At 45.5% G+C, this 16,492-nt stretch carries 16 protein-coding genes; 7 read left to right on the forward strand and 9 right to left on the reverse strand.

Going from position 1 to position 16,492, the window contains the following annotated elements; all coding sequences use genetic code 11:
• The first annotated feature begins 142 nt into the window (after positions 1-142).
• Positions 143-910, forward strand: a complete 768-nt coding sequence (locus K5609_RS21055; RefSeq protein ID WP_221075339.1) for an endonuclease — start codon at positions 143-145, stop codon at positions 908-910.
• Between the two features lie 136 nt (positions 911-1,046).
• Positions 1,047-2,312, forward strand: a complete 1,266-nt coding sequence (locus K5609_RS21060; protein WP_221075340.1) for a GGDEF domain-containing protein — start codon at positions 1,047-1,049, stop codon at positions 2,310-2,312.
• An 11-nt stretch (positions 2,313-2,323) separates the two neighbouring features.
• Here the strand turns inward: K5609_RS21060 and K5609_RS21065 are convergent, their stop codons facing one another.
• Together K5609_RS21065 and K5609_RS21070 are read right to left on the reverse strand one after the other, a co-directional pair.
• Positions 2,324-3,877, reverse strand: a complete 1,554-nt coding sequence (locus K5609_RS21065) for a M14 family zinc carboxypeptidase (protein ID WP_221075341.1) — start codon at positions 3,875-3,877, stop codon at positions 2,324-2,326.
• 151 nt (positions 3,878-4,028) lie between these two features.
• Complete coding sequence (locus K5609_RS21070; RefSeq protein WP_221075342.1) at positions 4,029-4,856, reverse strand: mechanosensitive ion channel family protein; 828 nt, start codon at positions 4,854-4,856, stop codon at positions 4,029-4,031.
• Positions 4,857-5,106: 250 nt separating this feature from the next.
• On the opposite strand from K5609_RS21070, the gene K5609_RS21075 reads away from it, so the two are divergent.
• Together K5609_RS21075 and K5609_RS21080 are read left to right on the forward strand one after the other, a co-directional pair.
• Positions 5,107-5,811: a PEP-CTERM sorting domain-containing protein gene (locus tag K5609_RS21075; RefSeq protein WP_221075343.1), complete on the forward strand. Its 705-nt coding sequence runs from the start codon at positions 5,107-5,109 to the stop codon at positions 5,809-5,811.
• Positions 5,812-5,911: 100 nt separating this feature from the next.
• Positions 5,912-6,457, forward strand: coding sequence for a phage tail protein (locus tag K5609_RS21080; protein ID WP_221075344.1), 546 nt, complete (start codon positions 5,912-5,914; stop codon positions 6,455-6,457).
• 91 nt (positions 6,458-6,548) lie between these two features.
• Here the strand turns inward: K5609_RS21080 and K5609_RS21085 are convergent, their stop codons facing one another.
• The 7 genes from K5609_RS21085 to K5609_RS21115 all read right to left on the reverse strand — a co-directional run bounded on the left by K5609_RS21085 (position 6,549) and on the right by K5609_RS21115 (position 14,120).
• Positions 6,549-7,511: an SMP-30/gluconolactonase/LRE family protein gene (locus tag K5609_RS21085; protein WP_221075345.1), complete on the reverse strand. Its 963-nt coding sequence runs from the start codon at positions 7,509-7,511 to the stop codon at positions 6,549-6,551.
• On the reverse strand, positions 7,511-8,542 hold the full coding sequence (locus K5609_RS21090) for a Gfo/Idh/MocA family protein (RefSeq protein WP_221075346.1): 1,032 nt from the start codon (positions 8,540-8,542) through the stop codon (positions 7,511-7,513). The genes K5609_RS21085 and K5609_RS21090 overlap by 1 nt, the downstream gene beginning before the upstream one ends.
• Positions 8,543-8,544: 2 nt before the next feature.
• Positions 8,545-10,074 (reverse strand): tripartite tricarboxylate transporter permease, encoded by a 1,530-nt coding sequence (locus K5609_RS21095; protein WP_215426324.1) that lies wholly within the window; start codon positions 10,072-10,074, stop codon positions 8,545-8,547.
• Positions 10,075-10,105: 31 nt separating this feature from the next.
• On the reverse strand, positions 10,106-10,888 hold the full coding sequence (locus tag K5609_RS21100; protein ID WP_221075347.1) for a tripartite tricarboxylate transporter TctB family protein: 783 nt from the start codon (positions 10,886-10,888) through the stop codon (positions 10,106-10,108).
• Between the two features lie 104 nt (positions 10,889-10,992).
• Positions 10,993-12,021, reverse strand: a complete 1,029-nt coding sequence (locus tag K5609_RS21105) for a Bug family tripartite tricarboxylate transporter substrate binding protein (protein WP_221075348.1) — start codon at positions 12,019-12,021, stop codon at positions 10,993-10,995.
• Between the two features lie 102 nt (positions 12,022-12,123).
• On the reverse strand, positions 12,124-13,227 hold the full coding sequence (locus tag K5609_RS21110; RefSeq protein WP_246611912.1) for an isocitrate/isopropylmalate dehydrogenase family protein: 1,104 nt from the start codon (positions 13,225-13,227) through the stop codon (positions 12,124-12,126).
• A gap of 212 nt (positions 13,228-13,439) precedes the next feature.
• Positions 13,440-14,120 (reverse strand): GntR family transcriptional regulator, encoded by a 681-nt coding sequence (locus tag K5609_RS21115; RefSeq protein ID WP_016400179.1) that lies wholly within the window; start codon positions 14,118-14,120, stop codon positions 13,440-13,442.
• A gap of 137 nt (positions 14,121-14,257) precedes the next feature.
• Between K5609_RS21115 and otnK the strand changes: the two genes are divergently transcribed.
• The 3 genes from otnK to K5609_RS21130 are packed head-to-tail and all read left to right on the forward strand — an operon-like array spanning position 14,258 to position 16,489.
• A complete protein-coding gene (gene otnK, locus K5609_RS21120; RefSeq protein WP_221075350.1) occupies positions 14,258-15,532 on the forward strand; it encodes a 3-oxo-tetronate kinase in 1,275 nt (424 codons plus the stop codon).
• Positions 15,529-16,179, forward strand: coding sequence for a class II aldolase/adducin family protein (locus K5609_RS21125; RefSeq protein ID WP_221075351.1), 651 nt, complete (start codon positions 15,529-15,531; stop codon positions 16,177-16,179). Before otnK ends, K5609_RS21125 begins: the two co-directional genes overlap by 4 nt.
• A 22-nt stretch (positions 16,180-16,201) precedes the next feature.
• Complete coding sequence (locus K5609_RS21130) at positions 16,202-16,489, forward strand: putative quinol monooxygenase (protein ID WP_221075352.1); 288 nt, start codon at positions 16,202-16,204, stop codon at positions 16,487-16,489.
• Positions 16,490-16,492 lie beyond the last annotated feature (3 nt).

The following is a 16,492-nucleotide window of genomic DNA, read 5'->3' on the forward strand; positions in this document are numbered from 1 at the left end:
AAGCCAAGTAAGTTTTTTACTTTTTTTATCAATAAATCTTCAGTAATCAAACAAAGCTGAACACAATTATTGATAGTTAGCTGTACATCCTAGCCGCATGCTAAATTTTGGGCTGTTTTTTACGGTTATTTATAAGATTAAGATGTACTTAAAAACAGCCCTCCCTAGCCTTGGTCGCTGTGCCTTATTGCTTGTTTTGGTTTTGCCTATGCTGGCAACTGCCGCCGGCAATCAAAACATTGAATCGTTTACCACCGCCAAGCGTTTATTACTGCAACAGGTATACGCGGAGCCAAGTACCCGTAAAACACTGTATTGCGAGGCTAAATTTGACGAGAAAAAGAACGTCACACTTCCATCCGGCTTTGCCACTGGTAAGTATCTCAATCGACTAAGACGTTACGAAACAGAGCATGTAGTACCTGCAGAAAACTTTGGCCGTAGCTTTGTAGAATGGCGTGAAGGCCATCCACAATGTGTGAATAGCAAAGGAAAAACATACAAAGGTAGGCGCTGCGCAGAGAAAACCAATGCTGAATACCGCTTAATGCAAGCCGACATGTATAACCTTTACCCAGCTATTGGTGCGGTAAATGCGGCGCGCTCTAACTACAACTTCACCATGCTAAGCACCCAGACTTCCAGCTTTGGAACTTGCGACATGCGTATAGAGAAGCGCAAAGTACAGCCTCCAGAAGCAGCACGAGGCCCTATAGCACGCAGTTATTTGTACATGGATGCGACGTATAAGCGATTTAACATGAGCAGTAGTCAGCGCAAATTAATGCAAGCCTGGGACAGCCAATACCCAGTTAGCGCCCAAGAGTGTCTTAGAGCGAACCGCATAGCGCGCAGCCAGCAAAATACCAACCAGATTTTTAAGTCGCGCTGTGAGCCATTAAATAACTAAACGCCAAATCTGTGCTGCTGGTAAGGCTAGCCCTTAGAGATAATCTCATAAATGCGTAGTACAACCCTTTATAAAGCATGGATTTAGTGAATAATACCAAGGTAAAGTTTTTGTTCTGTCCACGCTAAAGCACACTATGAATCAGCAACAACGCGACATTTATTACCCAGTACTATTTCTGATCTCTTTGGGATTGGTGCTTTGGCAGTACCTAGGCATGGAGCGACACCTTAATTACTCACTAAACGAAGAATCCCCCATTTCTCTTTCTACTCAGCTCGCCGATGGTCGTGCTGGCAAAGGCTTGTTATTGCGCCAACAAAACAAAGCCACGCTGTTTTGCAATATCTCCGATAGCCAGCAATCTGATGCCTGTGCTTTGCAATTAAAGTTAGTGGAAAATAATCAAGAGGGTATAACTCTGGCCAACTTTGAAAACATCCAACTAAATCTATCTTTTCAAAGCACCGCACCAGATTCCATTTGGCTACAGGTGTTTACTCAACACAATGCAAAACATTTACACCTACACCAACAAAGCATTTTGCCCAAGCAAGGGCGCGCCAGTTACAGCATTGATGTAGATAGCTTATATCAACCCTCTTGGTGGCAGTTTGCTCAGGGTGAAAATCAGCACTCGCAGCAAGATGCTAGGATCACCTACATTAGCTTGCTCACTGGTGACAATACTAAGGATAAAAACATCGAGTTATCACTCCATTCAGTCCAATTTTCTGGCAAATGGTTGCAAGCCAAAGATTTATATTTGGCCTTATTGGGGATTTGGTTAGTCAGTATTACTTACGCCTTTTTTAGCGTAACTCGTGGGGTAAAAGAGCAGCACCAGCAATCAAACAAACACGCGCTAGAACTAAACAAAATAAACAGCTACTTAAGCATTGAGCGCGATAACTACGAGTTTATGGCCAAAACCGATCCGCTAACCAGCTGCTTTAATCGGGCCGGTTTGAGCAGTATTTTTGGCGATATCATTATCGAATACGCTGAAATTGGCATGCCAGCCAGTATCGTTCTGTTCGACATAGACCACTTCAAAAAAATCAATGACCAATACGGCCACGACGAAGGCGACAAAGTGCTGGTTAACTTAGCAAACTTGGTGCGTCAACAAATCCGCGAGGGCGACTACTTGGCCCGCTGGGGCGGCGAAGAATTTTTAGTAGTATGCGCCCACACTCGCTTGAAAGGCGCTTGCGCCCTGGCAGAGCACCTGCGTAAAAGTATCGAAAACACCATACTAAGTGAGGAAACCCGCATAACCAGCTCATTTGGCGTAGCCGAAATCAACTCTGGCTTCTTAGATCAATGGATAAAACGTGCCGACGAAGCGCTATATCAAGCCAAAGAAAGTGGCCGCAATAAGGTAGTTGCGGCAAATTAATCGCCAACCGCTTACAAAGGATTATCTGGGCAGTTTCCGCTAATATACAAAGGTACGCCAATGCTGGGCTCTATGGGTATTAACACGGCGCCATTGGTGGCTTGTGGCCCCCAATATTCTACCGGTAAGCTTGCTTGTAAGCCTTGTGCTAAGGGGTAATCACAAAAGCCGTTGCCATCGTCTGGCGCATTGTCGCTGTAGTTGGCTAAAGTGGCGAGCGCTTCAAATAAGGCCACTCGATTTATCCAAATTTGTTTGCTCAGAAAGCTTGGGTCCGGTAGGCCTGGATTAACGCCAATTTGTGGCTGACCAAGATGCACAGCTGTAACGTCGGCACGTAAATCTTGTACAAAATTTACTGTCTCCCAACCTCCTGCCGCCGCTCCAATGTGTTGATAATTTGCTGTCGCGCCGCTGCTAATATTTCCGGCACCAAGTTGCACCTGAGAAAAGCGCCCGGTTGAACCTACAAATACCCGGTCGATTTTTTTCATCACTTTCACCGCCAAGCTTTGCGCTAAAAACTGTTGCGGTGAGCCCGGAAGTGCATCGGCAAAGGGGCTTAACAATCTAAAGTTATGGGCGGTTTGGCCATGTAAGCAGTTAACGGTGGGTAACTGCCCCAATACTTGGGCTGGTTTGATGGAGGTAAAATCTAATTGGCAGTCAGTTTTTTGTAAGTCGCCGTGTAAATCTAGAACAACCTCGGGCTGAAAGGCTAAGGCTGCGGCAACCATGGCTTGGCTTTCTAACGGGCGAATGGGTTTATCTAAAGTCACATGATGATAGCGGTTTAAATCGTAACCTCGGCCGACAATGCCCACAAAGTCTGCTTCTGAATTCTCGGCAAAGGCGCCGCCTGCCATGGGATCAACATTTTGGCGAATGAGCGCACAGTCATTATCGATCACCGTTCCCGGAATAGGATTCAAACTGCAATTATCTGGATCCGGTTCGCCGCCATCAGGGTTGGCACGCAATAAAACCAGCAGATCTAAGTTAGCTAAAATGGTTTTAGTTTTGCGGCCAAAACCGATGCTTAACCAACGAACAATGCTCAGGGCTGCTTCGGTACCCGCCGGCTCATTGCCATGTTGCTGGGTAATCACCATTACTCGAGTACCATTAGGATTGCCCATGCGAATAGCCAACAGATCACGGCCTTGAGTGGATGCACCGACACGCTCAGGGTTAACATTGCCACGCCCACCATCATTAACGGTACACACAACAGCTTGACGAATACTGTCGGTTTCAACTTGCTCACCACACACCTGATAATTGATGTTTAAATTTGCAGGAAGGGCTTGGTCAATATTTAACAAGCCACCGTTGTTTCCGTTAATAATCAACGGTCCTGTTTGCATTTTCACTCTAGAAAAGTAGGGCAAGTAACTCAGCTGAAATTGCAAATCTTGATAACGAGACAATTGCCAATAATCTTGGCTATTTGATTGCCAGTGTAACTGTGGGGAGGCGCTAATTGAGGCACTAGCTAGCCCCCCAATCAACAAAGCCCAAAGCTTACTTTTACTTAACATCCATATCACTTCTCGCATGTTCATTGATCATCCCTGATTTTTTGATGCTGGCTGTATAGTCAACATCTTGTCAAAAATTAATCATAGAGCCATACGAGATTAATGAGAACTAAGTTAGTAAGTTCTTCTAGGCTATTTACTGTATTTTATCCTTTGCACTAAATCACTTAGCAGATTAGTCACCCGATAGCATACGCACTTCGCGTTGTGGAAAAGGTATTTGCACACCCGCTTGTTGCAAGGCATTAAACACCGCCAGATTGGCGGCAAACTTAGTTTGATGAAATAACGGTGTTGGCACCCAAAAGCGATAACTAATATTAATGCCGCTATCGGCAAAGGCATCAATACCTACCTTGGTAGCAGGGGCTTGCTGAACCTCGGCAATAGCCGCCAAGGTCTCTTCGATTAGGCTAATAACTTGCTCTGGATTGCTGCCATAAGCTACCGCTACCTCGCCTTCAACCAAACTATTTTGCTCGGTGTTCTTAAGTATTTCGCCCACGATGTGGCGATTGGGAATGGTCACCCGCTCGTTATCTTCATTAATTAGCACCGTGGTGGCTAAATTAATTTCTTCAACAATGCCGGTGTAGCCCTTTACGGTGATGGTGTTTTTAAGCACAAACGGTCGCGTGAGAATAATTGCTAAGCCCGCGCCATAATTAGACAAAGTGCCCTGAATCGCCAAGCCAGCACCTAGAGAAATAGCACCTAAAGCGGCCACAAAGGGGGTAATGCTAATACCCAGTTTGCCTAAGGCAATGATCACCGTAATGCTAATTAACAGCACTTTCACCACATTGGCAATGAAGTTGGCGAGGGTGATGTCTAAACCTTTGTGCTCTAGGGTATTAAATAACCACTTAGCGACTTTGCCGGCAAACCATAAACCCAGTAGCACAATGATAATTGCACCCACTAGTTGGAAGCTGTATCTCACTAAAAAGTCGACAATGGTTTGGTATACCGATTCAAGTTGGGCGAGTTCTTGGTCAATCATTTAGCATTCCTTGCTGCAAGCATTCTTAACTATGGTAATAGCACAGTAAAACCGACTATTTAACTAAGTTTACTGCCTAAACCGGAAATATTCCCCCTCTTTGAATAGCAAATAATTTTGTCAGTAAAATTTACAACTCAAACAGGCTTGAAATGGTTAGCTTCTATACAACAAAGACTTAGTGATATGGAACATTTTATGCAACTTGATAATGTTGCCAATAATGGTGGCATTGATAAGGATTGTTAAAATGAAACCCCACTCTATTAACAGATTAATTACACGCTCGGTCGTATCGCTGTCTTTGCTTAGCCCAATAGCTAATGCAGGAGTGATTGATATTACCCTTGGCAACGGCAGCTCAGGCTTAGTAGATGAAGGCATATATGCCTTTGCTACAAGCATTTTCCCAACACAAAGTGGCCAAGCTGCGCCCTTCAACGCCATTATCGGGCACGAGATACTCACGAACCCAGCCAATACCAGCTGGTCATTTAATTACGCAGCCATTGCCGACACAATCGTGAGCGCCACCTTTAGCTTTGGCATATGGGATATTGACTCAGCCTCGTCAGGTAGCCAGCTTGATGCTTTTTCTCTAGATGGTAATGATTTAACCAGCGAACTTGATAATCGCTTTGAGGCCGGAGGAGGTTCACTCGACCTGCAATATGACGTATATAGCTTTGATTTAGACGCGAGCTTTTTTGCCGATCTCAGTGATGGCTTGTTTACTGCCGATTTAGATATTGGCGGTACTGGCTTATCAACCAATGCACTAACTGCAGAAGTCACCGAGTCAGACAACAATCGTTATGGCTTAATTTATTCAAACTTAGTGATTAATACCGAAGATAGCAGCCAACCACCAAACCCGGTTCCGGAGCCTAGCAGCATATTGTTATTTGTTGCAGCACTATTAGGCCTTAAACGATACCGCCAAGCGCAGTCTTAAACCCAATTAACACAGGCAGAGGTAGTTAATACCTCAGCTACACCTGCGCGTATTTTAAGTAGTGGGTAGGTGCAAGCAAACACTCAGGAGAACATTTATTATGGAAGCTTATATAGGCCAGGTTATTATTTTTGCGGGAAATTACGCACCACGAGATTGGGAATTTTGTCATGGTCAAATTTTGGCGATTTCAAGCAATCAAGCTTTGTTTGCAATTATAGGAACAATTTATGGCGGTGATGGAAGAACCAGCTTTGCATTACCCGACTTAAGAGGGCGCACGCCTATTAGTGCTGGCCAAGGACAAAGCTTGCCTCAGTATCCACTAGGTCAGCATGGTGGAGCAGAAAGTCACATTCTTAATGAAAGCCAAATGCCTAGCCATAACCACCAAGTTACCGTTAAAGCTAAATGCCTTAATGGCCCAGGTAATGCCCAAACTCCAGTGGGCGCCATTTGGGCTAACGATGCGAGTGCATCCTCAATTTCCTATTCCAATAGCGCAGCCAATGCCGACATGGGAGCGAGTGCTATCGAAATTAGTCAACAGAATAAAGGGAGTAACTTAGCCGTTAACAACATGCAGCCGTACTTAGCACTTAACTACATCATTTGCGTAAATGGCTTGTTTCCCTCAAGGAGCTAAGCACTAATCGCACTTATCGACACCACGCGGAAGCCAAAGTTGTAAGGTTGAAGTACCGCGAACTTCCTTTTACCCGAGCGCTTGTTACGCCCTACTTAAAACGCCAATGTGCAGGTTTAATCCCTATAATATCTGTTTTAATTTTAGTGATGCTGTTGCCCAATAAACATCCTAAAAGAATGCCATCCTTGGCAAACGCGAGAGATGAAATATTACGAAGCAGCTTAGCCGGGTTGCCATCTAAATGCGGCCTTCCCATAACATCATCCTGAAAGGCTTGTTCAACCCACCTTAGGTGCTCATCGTCGGAGTCTTCTAACCATATTTGCTGCTCACCATTTGGACTAACTCGAATCACCCGATTACTCACAATGCTGGTTACCCACAAGTTGCCACTAATATCCATGGTTAATCCATCAGGAAAGGTCGCGGCAGAGAACTGGGTAATGACTTGTGCTTGGAGCAGCTGGTCATCTACGATTTGATACTTAATCAGCTCGCGAGAGAAGGTTGCATTTACATATAGCTCTGTCCCTTCGGGGTTTACCCAAAGCTCATTGGTGTAGCCCAAACCGTCGGCAACAATGCGAGCACCTTGCTCATCTACCAGCACAATAAAACCGTCATCGCAGCTTTTACGATAAGCATCGGCTCTAGGTTGAGTGCGAGTGCTCACGGTAATCCAAATGCGTCCTTGATGGTCTAGATAAACAAAATTAGTGGGAGGCAGCGCCACGCCATCCACCTCCAGCAGCCAATCATAAATTGCATTGTCTCTAGTGAGTTTAAATACTCCGCCTTGTTCGGCCCCTAAATGCGCAATAAGAAAGCTGCCGTCGGCTAGCATGGCAAAGCCATTGGTTTGCAAAGGGCCAAATTCTGGGTGCGCTCCTCCCCAATAACTTTGCTCACCATTTGCTGCGATACGACTTACTCCGCCTCTAAAATCCGAGACAAATACATCGCCAAAAACATTGGTTAATACGCATTCTGGCCGAGTTAGCTGCTGGCCCAGCTTAACTAAGGGCTGGTTAAATAGGTTAATTTGCGACATTAAATACTCACTCGCTTTTGTTGTTGATGAGACTGATAAATTGCATTCTCAATTTCGATATTTCGCAAATACTGCTGAGCGAGATTCTCTAGCTCGGCTCCGTCCTGATAGTGCGCCACCACATGCTCAATAAGCTGATAAACACAATCTCCACCAAAATTTTTCGCTTGCCATGAGTAATCAATTTGTTGCTCGTTATTGTCGCCAAAGTTGCGCAGAAAAATATTGGCATCACCATCTAAACGCAGGCTAGCTTGGCCACCTTCGATCAGCATTTCTCCCATAGTGGTGCGCTTATTGTCAGCCTTATGGTCAAGTAAGCGATTGCCATCAAACACTGCTTGTAGCTGGCCTGCTAAACCAAACACAATCAGGCCAGCGTCTTCGCCTGCAATAACCGGATTACACTTACGCAAACTGGCATAAACGTTTTCCACTTCACCAAACAAGTAACGAAAAGTATCTACTAAGTGAATCGCCGTTTCGTGCACTAAAAACTTTTCCATTTGCTGAAAGTAAGGTTGGCGCTCTAAGTAAGCTTCCGGCCCTTGGCCATCGCCGGGGCGCAGATTAAATTGCACATTGAGTAGCCGCCCAAGCACTTTGTCATCAAGCAACTGTTTAATTTTTCGATACCATGGCATAAACCTAAAATTCTCGTGCACAATTAACTTGATACCGGCTTGTTCCGCCATAGCGGTGAGCTGTTTCGCTTGCGCCAAAGACTCACCAAAAGGCTTTTGAATAATCGCATCAACGCCAGCTTCACAAACAATTTCTAGCTGTTGGAGGTGAGTATGTGGCGGAGTGATAATGTCTACAATATCTGGCTGAGTTTGCTCAATAAGCTGCGCTAAGTTGTTACTTTGCTGAGCAATGCCATAACGTTTGCCAATCTCATTTGCGGCCTCTATGTGGCGATTGCAATTTCCCACCACCTCAGCACCAACTACCCGCTGCCAAGCCTCATAATGAAACTGGCTAAAGTAGCCCGCACCCACCGCCACAACTTTAAGGTTTTTAGAGCTCATGGTTAGCCTCCCACGGCTGGTTTAAATCGGCTAAACAAACGCTGAGTGCAACGCTTTACGGGGCCAAATTGTGATAACAAGAAATACAAAATAAACAACACCAAAATTAAACACACTGGCCGTTGCAACATTGGCAAAAAACTACCGTCGGAGATCATCAAGGCACGGCGTAAGCTTTCATCAGCCATTCCACCTAACACCAAGCCAATCACAAGCGGTGAGATGGGGAACTTATTCTCGCTCAACACAAAAGCCACAATGCCCACCGGTAACATTAAATACAGGTTGAACAAATTAAGACCCAAGGCGTAAGAGCCCAAAATACATAACACCCCAACAACCGGTATAAACAGAGGGCTAGGGATGCTTAAAATCTTTATCACTTGTTTAGCTAGCAGCATACCGTTTGCCCACATAGCAAACGAAGCCATCACCATAATGGCGGTGATTTCTAGTAAAAATCCGGGGTGTTCCGCTTCAATAGTAGGGCCCGGAACCACTCCATGTAACAACAATGCACCCAATAACATCGCTGCAGGCGGGCTACCCGGAATACCCAGAGTAAGCAATGGGATCAGCGCCCCACCAATGCTGGCATTGTTCGCGGTTTCAGAAGAAACCAAACCCGCTGCACTGCCTTTACCAAACTCCTCTTGTTGCTGTTTAGTGGAGGTGTTTTTTGCGGTGCTATACGAAACCCAACCGGCAATATCTTCACCTACACCAGGTACCGAGCCAATGCCAACACCAATCATTGAAGAACGAACGATATGTTTAATATTGCGCGCAATGGTGCGGAAATCTGGCAAAATTCGACCAAATTTTTCTGCTTTTCGCAGAGTTTGTTTCTCGGCTAGCACCCTAATAATTTGTGGTATAGCAAAAGCACCGATTAACACTGGCACAATCTCCAAACCGCTATCTAGCTGGCTTTGCTCAAAGGTATAACGGGGATAAAACTGCAGGGTATCGCGGCCGATGGTGGCCATAAACAAGCCAATAAATCCGGCTATCCAACCCTTAACCACCAAATCACTGCTGGTTAAGGTGCCGCTAATTACAATGCCAAATAACGCCAGTAAGAAGAACTCCCAAGAGGTAAATTGCAAGGCAAAACTGGCAATAAGTGGCGATAATACCACCAAACAAATAAGCCCAATTACCGTACCAATTAGCGAAGCGGTAGTGGTTAAACCTAAGGCTCGCCCGCCATCACCTTTTAGCGCTAAAGGGTAACCGTCCATGGCGGTTGCTGCAGCAGCAGGCGTACCAGGAATATTGATTAAAATTGCTGGGTACGAGCCACCATAAATCGCCCCCACATACATGCCCAATAGCGATATTAGCGCGGTACTAGTATCCAGGTTGTAGGTAAGTGTTGTCAGTAAGGCCACGCCCAAAGTAGCAGTTAAGCCTGGCATAGAGCCAAATAAAATGCCGAGCAAGCTTGAGCCAAACAATACCAACAAGTTACTTGGCCTTGTACAAAGCTCAAACAAAATTCCAAAAAAATGTGCAAACTGGTCCATCATTATTGTTGTCCTATTTAGCCTGCAGAGGCCGCTACAAAGCTAAAATTTCATACCAGATATATTCCATTAATTTGATGACCGAGCCATATTCCACCGGCATAGGCACCTGTAATAGAAAGTTGAAAGAAAACACCAGTAACAGGGGTACAGCTAGCGCTGTTATTAGAATGTGATGACGTTTTTGTTGACTCACAGGACTTAGCCATAGCAACAGTAAACACACTACAATTGTGATGATCGCGCCAGCATCACAGGCAAGTATTAGTGGCTCATCGACCGTTGCTTCCATAGCCAACCAATAAAACTGCGGGACAAACATCCAACGCATCGCCAATATAAATATACTCAAGGCCAAGTTGGTTTGAATAATCACGTTTTTTAGCTTGTTGTTGTCCACATAAAATCGCAAACATAGGCTTAGCAAGAACATTACAGTCGCTAAGTAAAAATCTAATGAAGGAATGTATAAGTAGATATAAAGAGACAGTGCAGCAATCACATACCAGCGATCTCGATTTATCACTTTGCGATGATCACCAATCCAGCGGCTCAGCTTAAAAAACTCACTATCACCGGCACTTTTAATCGCATTAATCAGCAATATGCTACTGGCAATGCTTAGCACCAACAGCAAAATAAACGGGAACAAGGCTGGCGAAACATACCAGCGGCTATCTACCCCGCCGAAACTACCACTCATAGGAAAAGACAAGGTTTCCCAAGCTAAATAGGCGCACAGAGCCAATAGTACAACCGACACCTTAAAGTCAGTTTGGCGTAAACGAGTGGCACCTTCAGGATTATTGCGATTCATTTGGTATACCTAAGAAAGTATTGAAAACCAAGTATAGTCAAATACTTAAATGTCACTATTGGTGCTCTCTTCCCCGTGGGCAAGAGAGCAATGCCAGTACAAACTTAAATTTTAGGAATACCAAATTGGCTGGGTTCAACTTTAGCCGAACCTAACTCCCACAAGGTCCACGAGAAATTAGATTCAAGCTTAGAGAAAATATCTTTAGCCTGCGCGCCATGTGCGCCACTGAGCGAATAGAGGTTTTTATCGGCCCATTGCTTGACGGTGTCTGAGGCCATGGCCGCTTCAAACGCTTCACCTAACTTAGCTTTTACTTCTGCCGGTGCATCATCTCGCACTGCAAAGCCAATGGCTTGGCTAATCGGTAAGTAGTCAGACAAGCTAGCATAACTGCTAAATGCCGAAGGAATCGTGCCTACATCAGGAATGGTAAAATCTTGCTCAACCAACATCGCTAAGGGGCGTAATTGGCCGGCGCGCAATAATGCTGCTTGCTCTGCAGCAGAGGTAACCACAACGGTGATTTCTCCAGTAGCCGCCGCAGTTTGCGAAGGAGCAGAGCCAGGGTAAGGAACAAACTTCAATGCCGCACCGGTGCCTTTTTCTAGCGCTAACAAATTAAGGTGATGAATTGAACCCGCGCCACCAGCACCCGCTCTAATTGAGCCAGGTTGCTGCTTAGCCGCATCAATTAACTCTTGCAGACTATTGTAAGGGGAGCTAGCACTCACCGAGATAAGATCGGGTGAACCGCCAACAATAAAGGGAGACCACACATTAAAGCGCTGATCCCAACCACCATTTACCGCCGCGGTAACGTTTGACTCGGATAAGCCCACTAGGTTGTAGCCATCAGCTTTCTTGCTAAACACACTGCTCATGCCAATCGAACCAGCCACCCCGCCAGTTTTATTCGTCACCTTAATGCTCACATCCAAGGCTTTGGCCATTTCAGCCATAATCATTCTGTTAATACTGTCGGTACCACCACCAGCACCCCACACCACGGTATTTGTAATGGTGCGAGACGGATAGGTTTTTGCCGCCATAACCGGCTGACTGATACTCGCCAGCACTAAGGTGGCGCTTGCCGCAAATAATGCGATTTTAGATTTATAATTAGCTTTCATGTTATGCCCTCTTCAGAATCATAGATTGTTTCTGCTTAATCGACATTCAAGGCTGATTACTACGCAGATTTGAACGTGAATTAGTTCTTTATTTTTATAAACTTAAAGTAACGCCAAACTACTAAATACTTTATTGGTGATGACTTCTGTACCATCGCTGCCGCCTAACTCATATGGCAGAATTTCTCCACTGGCATAAGCCAGCTCAATGGCCTTATCGATAAACCTTCCAGCCTGTTGAATATCGCTATTTTGGTGTTGCAAACCCAGCCAGTTCAGCATCATCGCCGCCGACATAAACATCGCGGTGGGGTTGGCTTTGCCTTGACCAATAATATCCGGGGCGCTGCCGTGACAAGGTTGAAACACCGCATGTCGCTCGCCAATATCTGCCGATGGCGCCATGCCCATGCCTCCCATTAGCCCAGCACCTAAATCCGACAATATGTCGCCAAACATATTCTCGGTAACCATCACATCAAACTGCCAAGGCTGGCGCACCAACTGCAATGCAGCAGCATCAACATATATATGTGAAGCCGCTAAACTAGGGTGATTGGCGGCAACCTCATCAAAGATTTGTCGCATGTAATAAAACGAGCCCAATACGTTGGCTTTATCTACACAAGTTACTTCGCCCTTGTAACCTAAACCCTTGCGCTGCTTGGCTAAGCTAAAGGCAAACTCAAACAGCCGCTCACAGCCTTTACGGCTAATTTTTTGGGTGTCTGTGGCAAACTCTTCCTTGCCACTACCGTTAATGCTAAAGCTTTCTCGACTCGCAAATAGGCCTTCGGTACTCTCTCTTATCAATACAAAATCCAGCTGCTTACCGCGGGCGTCTTCCAACGGTAGCGGAATACCGGGCAAGGTTTTTACCGGGCGAACGCCAGCAAATAAATCTAAGGTTTCACGCAGTTCTAACTGGGGAGCAATTTCACGGCCATCGGGATAACGAATACTTGGCATGCCCATACACGCCAACAAGGTCGCGTCAGAATTTTTGGCGTGCTCCATGGCCTGCTCAGGAAGTGCAATGCCGTGTTGTTGGTAGTAGTTCGCACCTGCTTCAAAGCTGGTGAAGTTAAGCTTTAGCCCACCAACTTTATCAATTGCCGCCTGGATCAACGCTAAGCACGCAGGGGTAATTTCTATACCTATGCCATCGCCAGGAAACACGGTAATTTCAAATATCTGTTTGCTCATAAGCTGCATTCACTCCTTGTGAATTGGGCAAGTGAAGTTTCTGCCAACAATCAATGTATACATTAATTTGTACATAAATGTATACCGATGGTTTGCTTTGTCAACATTTAATTAACAAATATTTGACCAGCGAATAATGAAGCACAGCTACTGCAGCCATTAAAAAAGCCGCTAGAAGCGGCTTGGAATAACGAGCAACCCAGTGGGTCAACTTAGATATTGGCTAAACGCAGTTTTTCTAACAGGGCGACCATGGCTTTGCCGCCTTTAATCCTATGCTCACGATGAATATCGGCTGCTTTAATTGGGTCTCGTTCGCGAATAGCCTGCACCACTTCACTATGATCTTTGGTTGAATCATGTGGCGTATCACGCAGGTGCAAGGTAACAAAGCGTACTCGGTGTGCCTGCCCCCAAAACTGTAATACCACATCTTTTAGCCGTTGGTTGTCGGTGAGATCCAATAGAGTGTGGTGAAATTCTTCATCCGCTTCGGCCCAAGCTTCTAAGTTATCCTGCTGCAGAGCCTCGGCCATTCTTGCAGTAGTTTTTTCTAAACGTTGTAATTGTTGCTCGCTTAACCCCTTGCTCGCCAAGGTGCCAATCGCTTGCGACTCTAAAGCGGTGAGAATTTCGTAGATATCACGCATATCATCAGGAGAAATAGGCTTAACCCGAATACCATGGCGCGGCTGAATCTCAATTAAACCTTCCCGCTCTAAGCGCACGCAAGCTTCCCTCACTGGAGTTCGACTAATATTCAAACGCTCTACCAATACCTTTTCTAGGTATTGAGTTCCCACTTTAAACTCATTGTTCAAAATTAACTCGCGCAAGGTTTGATAAGCCACCTGAGCGAGCGGTAGGTCTTGGCGTTTGGTAGTTACAGACATCGATTTACTCTTCCAGTAAGTGATTAGTTAGAGCCAAATTCTCTATTGATTTTGGGATTATTACACAAATTAATGTATACATTAAGTTATTCATCAATCTATACTGCGATTAGTTTTTGTACTTAAGGGATTAAGCAATGGCAACAAAACCGCTACTCGGCGTTATTGCTGATGACTTCACCGGCGCCTCCGACATGGCCAGCTTTTTAGTGAAAGGTGGCATGAGCTGCATTCAAATCAATAACTTAGCCAGCATTCACAAGCAAACCCTTAATAGTGACGCGATTGTGCTAGCCTTAAAAACCCGCACCGTAGCGGTGGAACAAGCGCTCGAGCAAAGCCTGCAAGCCTTAGATTTTTTGCTTGAACAGGGCTGCCAATACTTCTACTTCAAATATTGCTCCACCTTTGACTCCACGGCAAAAGGTAACATTGGCCCAGTCATCGATGCCCTGTTAGCGCGACTAAACTTAGCTCAAGCGATTATTTGCCCAGCCTTACCAGCGAATGGCAGAACCGTTTATCAGGGGCATTTGTTTGTTTATCAGCAATTGCTTAGTGATAGCCCATTAAAAGACCACCCGCTCACGCCAATGGACGATTCGCGGGTAGCCGAGCTACTTAGGCCACAAGTTTCCACTGCTTATCAGCAAGCCATTGAACACCTAAGTATTGATGATTTAAATGCAAAGCAACTAAACCCAAGCCAGCAACAGGCACGTTACTTAATTTGTGACTGCATCAATCAACAACATTTATCGCAAATAGCTCAACTCATCGCCCAACAACCAGCAATGCTGCTAACTGGCGGTTCTGGCTTAGCTGAATACATGGCGCAGCTATTAACAGCGCGAGGACACTCGCTTTCCCAGCAACATCAGTGCGCGGTAAAACCCTTACTTCAACCGGTGCTGATAATTGCAGGCTCATGCTCCAAGGCAACCCGAGAACAAATTGCCGAGGCCAACGCTTTACCGCAATTTTGTGTTGATCCCGTGAAGCTGGCCAAAGGTGAACTTAAGCTAAAACACATATTGGACTGGATACACCAGCAACAGGCTCCAGCAGTATTGGTTTACTCCTCGCAAGCACCAGAACAAGTAAGCCAAACTCAACAGTTACTGGGCCAGCAAAACATTGCAGAGAAAATTGAGAACCTACTAGCGCAAACGGCGGTGCAATCTAAAGCCAGCAATATTGTAGTAGCAGGCGGCGAGACCTCTGGCGCAGTGGTAAGCGCCTTGAACATAAGCAGTTTTAACATAGGGCCATCCATTTGCCCGGGCGTTCCAATTATGCAATCTAACGATCAGCGTGCTATTAGCCTTGCCTTAAAGTCTGGCAACTTTGGCGACAAACACTTCTTTAACCAAGCCTTGAGCTTAATTCAACAATTGGGAGCGCAAGCATGAACCACGCCCAGCAACTGGAGCAGGCCAAACATTGCATTATTAAGTTCGGACTATCAATTTTTCAACGCGGGCTTACCGGCGGCGCCTCCGCCAATATGAGCATTGCCCTAGACCAAGGTTTTGTAGTCACTCCGACTAATTCATGTTTTGGCTTTCTTGAATACGACGACTTATCGGTTTTGGATGCCAAGGGAGATTTAGTGAGTGGCAAGCCCGCATCTAAGGAGTTTTTGCTGCATCAATGTTTTTATCAACAGCAGCCCGCCATGCGCTGCGTGCTGCATCTGCACAGCACTTACGCCACGGCAGTGTCCTGCTTAAAAGGCTTAAACAAAAGTGACGCAATCCCTGCGCTTACTCCTTATTTGCGCATGCGTTTAGGAGCAATTGCTATGGTTGATTATCATCCTCCGGGCAGCACCGGTTTGGTGGATGCCCTAAAGCAACAAGCAGCTAATTACCGTGGCGTATTAATGGCCAATCACGGGCCAATAGTAGCCGCCGATAGCCCGGAAAAAGCGCTGTATGCCATGGAAGAGCTCGAAGAAAGCTGCAAACTACAACTCTTGCTGGGCCAACAGCAAGTAAATTACTTAAACCAACAGCAAGTCGAGTACTTACAAAACGCCTACAAGGGTAAGTTATAAATCAACCATCAGGAGATCAACCATGTACGTGATCACTGTGCTGTTCTCAATTAAACCAGCTTATTTAGACAAGTTCTTGCCAGAGATGCTGGCCAATGCAGCCACCTCTTTGAAACAAGAACCAGGCTGCTTGCAGTTTGATGTGTGCCAATCAACAGAGAACACCAATCAGGTTTATCTCTACGAGGTTTACCAACACCAACAAGCCTTTGACGATCACCTAAACTCAGTTCACTTTTTGTCTTTCAACGAAACCACCAAAAACTGGATAGAAGACAAGCAAATAAGCAGCTACCTTCAGCTAAAATAAACC

Source organism: Agarivorans aestuarii (assembly GCF_019670125.1).
Lineage (GTDB): Bacteria > Pseudomonadota > Gammaproteobacteria > Enterobacterales > Celerinatantimonadaceae > Agarivorans > Agarivorans aestuarii.

Coding starts and splice junctions, on each gene's coding strand:
- K5609_RS21095 (WP_215426324.1), bottom strand. CDS start 10,074: ATGATGGACCAGTTTGCACATTTTTTTGGAATTTTGTTTGAGCTTTGT.
- K5609_RS21070 (WP_221075342.1), bottom strand. CDS start 4,856: ATGATTGACCAAGAACTCGCCCAACTTGAATCGGTATACCAAACCATT.
- K5609_RS21090 (WP_221075346.1), bottom strand. CDS start 8,542: ATGAGCTCTAAAAACCTTAAAGTTGTGGCGGTGGGTGCGGGCTACTTT.
- K5609_RS21115 (WP_016400179.1), bottom strand. CDS start 14,120: ATGTCTGTAACTACCAAACGCCAAGACCTACCGCTCGCTCAGGTGGCT.
- K5609_RS21110 (WP_246611912.1), bottom strand. CDS start 13,227: ATGAGCAAACAGATATTTGAAATTACCGTGTTTCCTGGCGATGGCATA.
- K5609_RS21105 (WP_221075348.1), bottom strand. CDS start 12,021: ATGAAAGCTAATTATAAATCTAAAATCGCATTATTTGCGGCAAGCGCC.
- K5609_RS21075 (WP_221075343.1), top strand. CDS start 5,107: ATGAAACCCCACTCTATTAACAGATTAATTACACGCTCGGTCGTATCG.
- otnK (WP_221075350.1), top strand. CDS start 14,258: ATGGCAACAAAACCGCTACTCGGCGTTATTGCTGATGACTTCACCGGC.
- K5609_RS21065 (WP_221075341.1), bottom strand. CDS start 3,877: ATGAACATGCGAGAAGTGATATGGATGTTAAGTAAAAGTAAGCTTTGG.
- K5609_RS21060 (WP_221075340.1), top strand. CDS start 1,047: ATGAATCAGCAACAACGCGACATTTATTACCCAGTACTATTTCTGATC.
- K5609_RS21055 (WP_221075339.1), top strand. CDS start 143: ATGTACTTAAAAACAGCCCTCCCTAGCCTTGGTCGCTGTGCCTTATTG.
- K5609_RS21080 (WP_221075344.1), top strand. CDS start 5,912: ATGGAAGCTTATATAGGCCAGGTTATTATTTTTGCGGGAAATTACGCA.
- K5609_RS21100 (WP_221075347.1), bottom strand. CDS start 10,888: ATGAATCGCAATAATCCTGAAGGTGCCACTCGTTTACGCCAAACTGAC.
- K5609_RS21125 (WP_221075351.1), top strand. CDS start 15,529: ATGAACCACGCCCAGCAACTGGAGCAGGCCAAACATTGCATTATTAAG.
- K5609_RS21085 (WP_221075345.1), bottom strand. CDS start 7,511: ATGTCGCAAATTAACCTATTTAACCAGCCCTTAGTTAAGCTGGGCCAG.
- K5609_RS21130 (WP_221075352.1), top strand. CDS start 16,202: ATGTACGTGATCACTGTGCTGTTCTCAATTAAACCAGCTTATTTAGAC.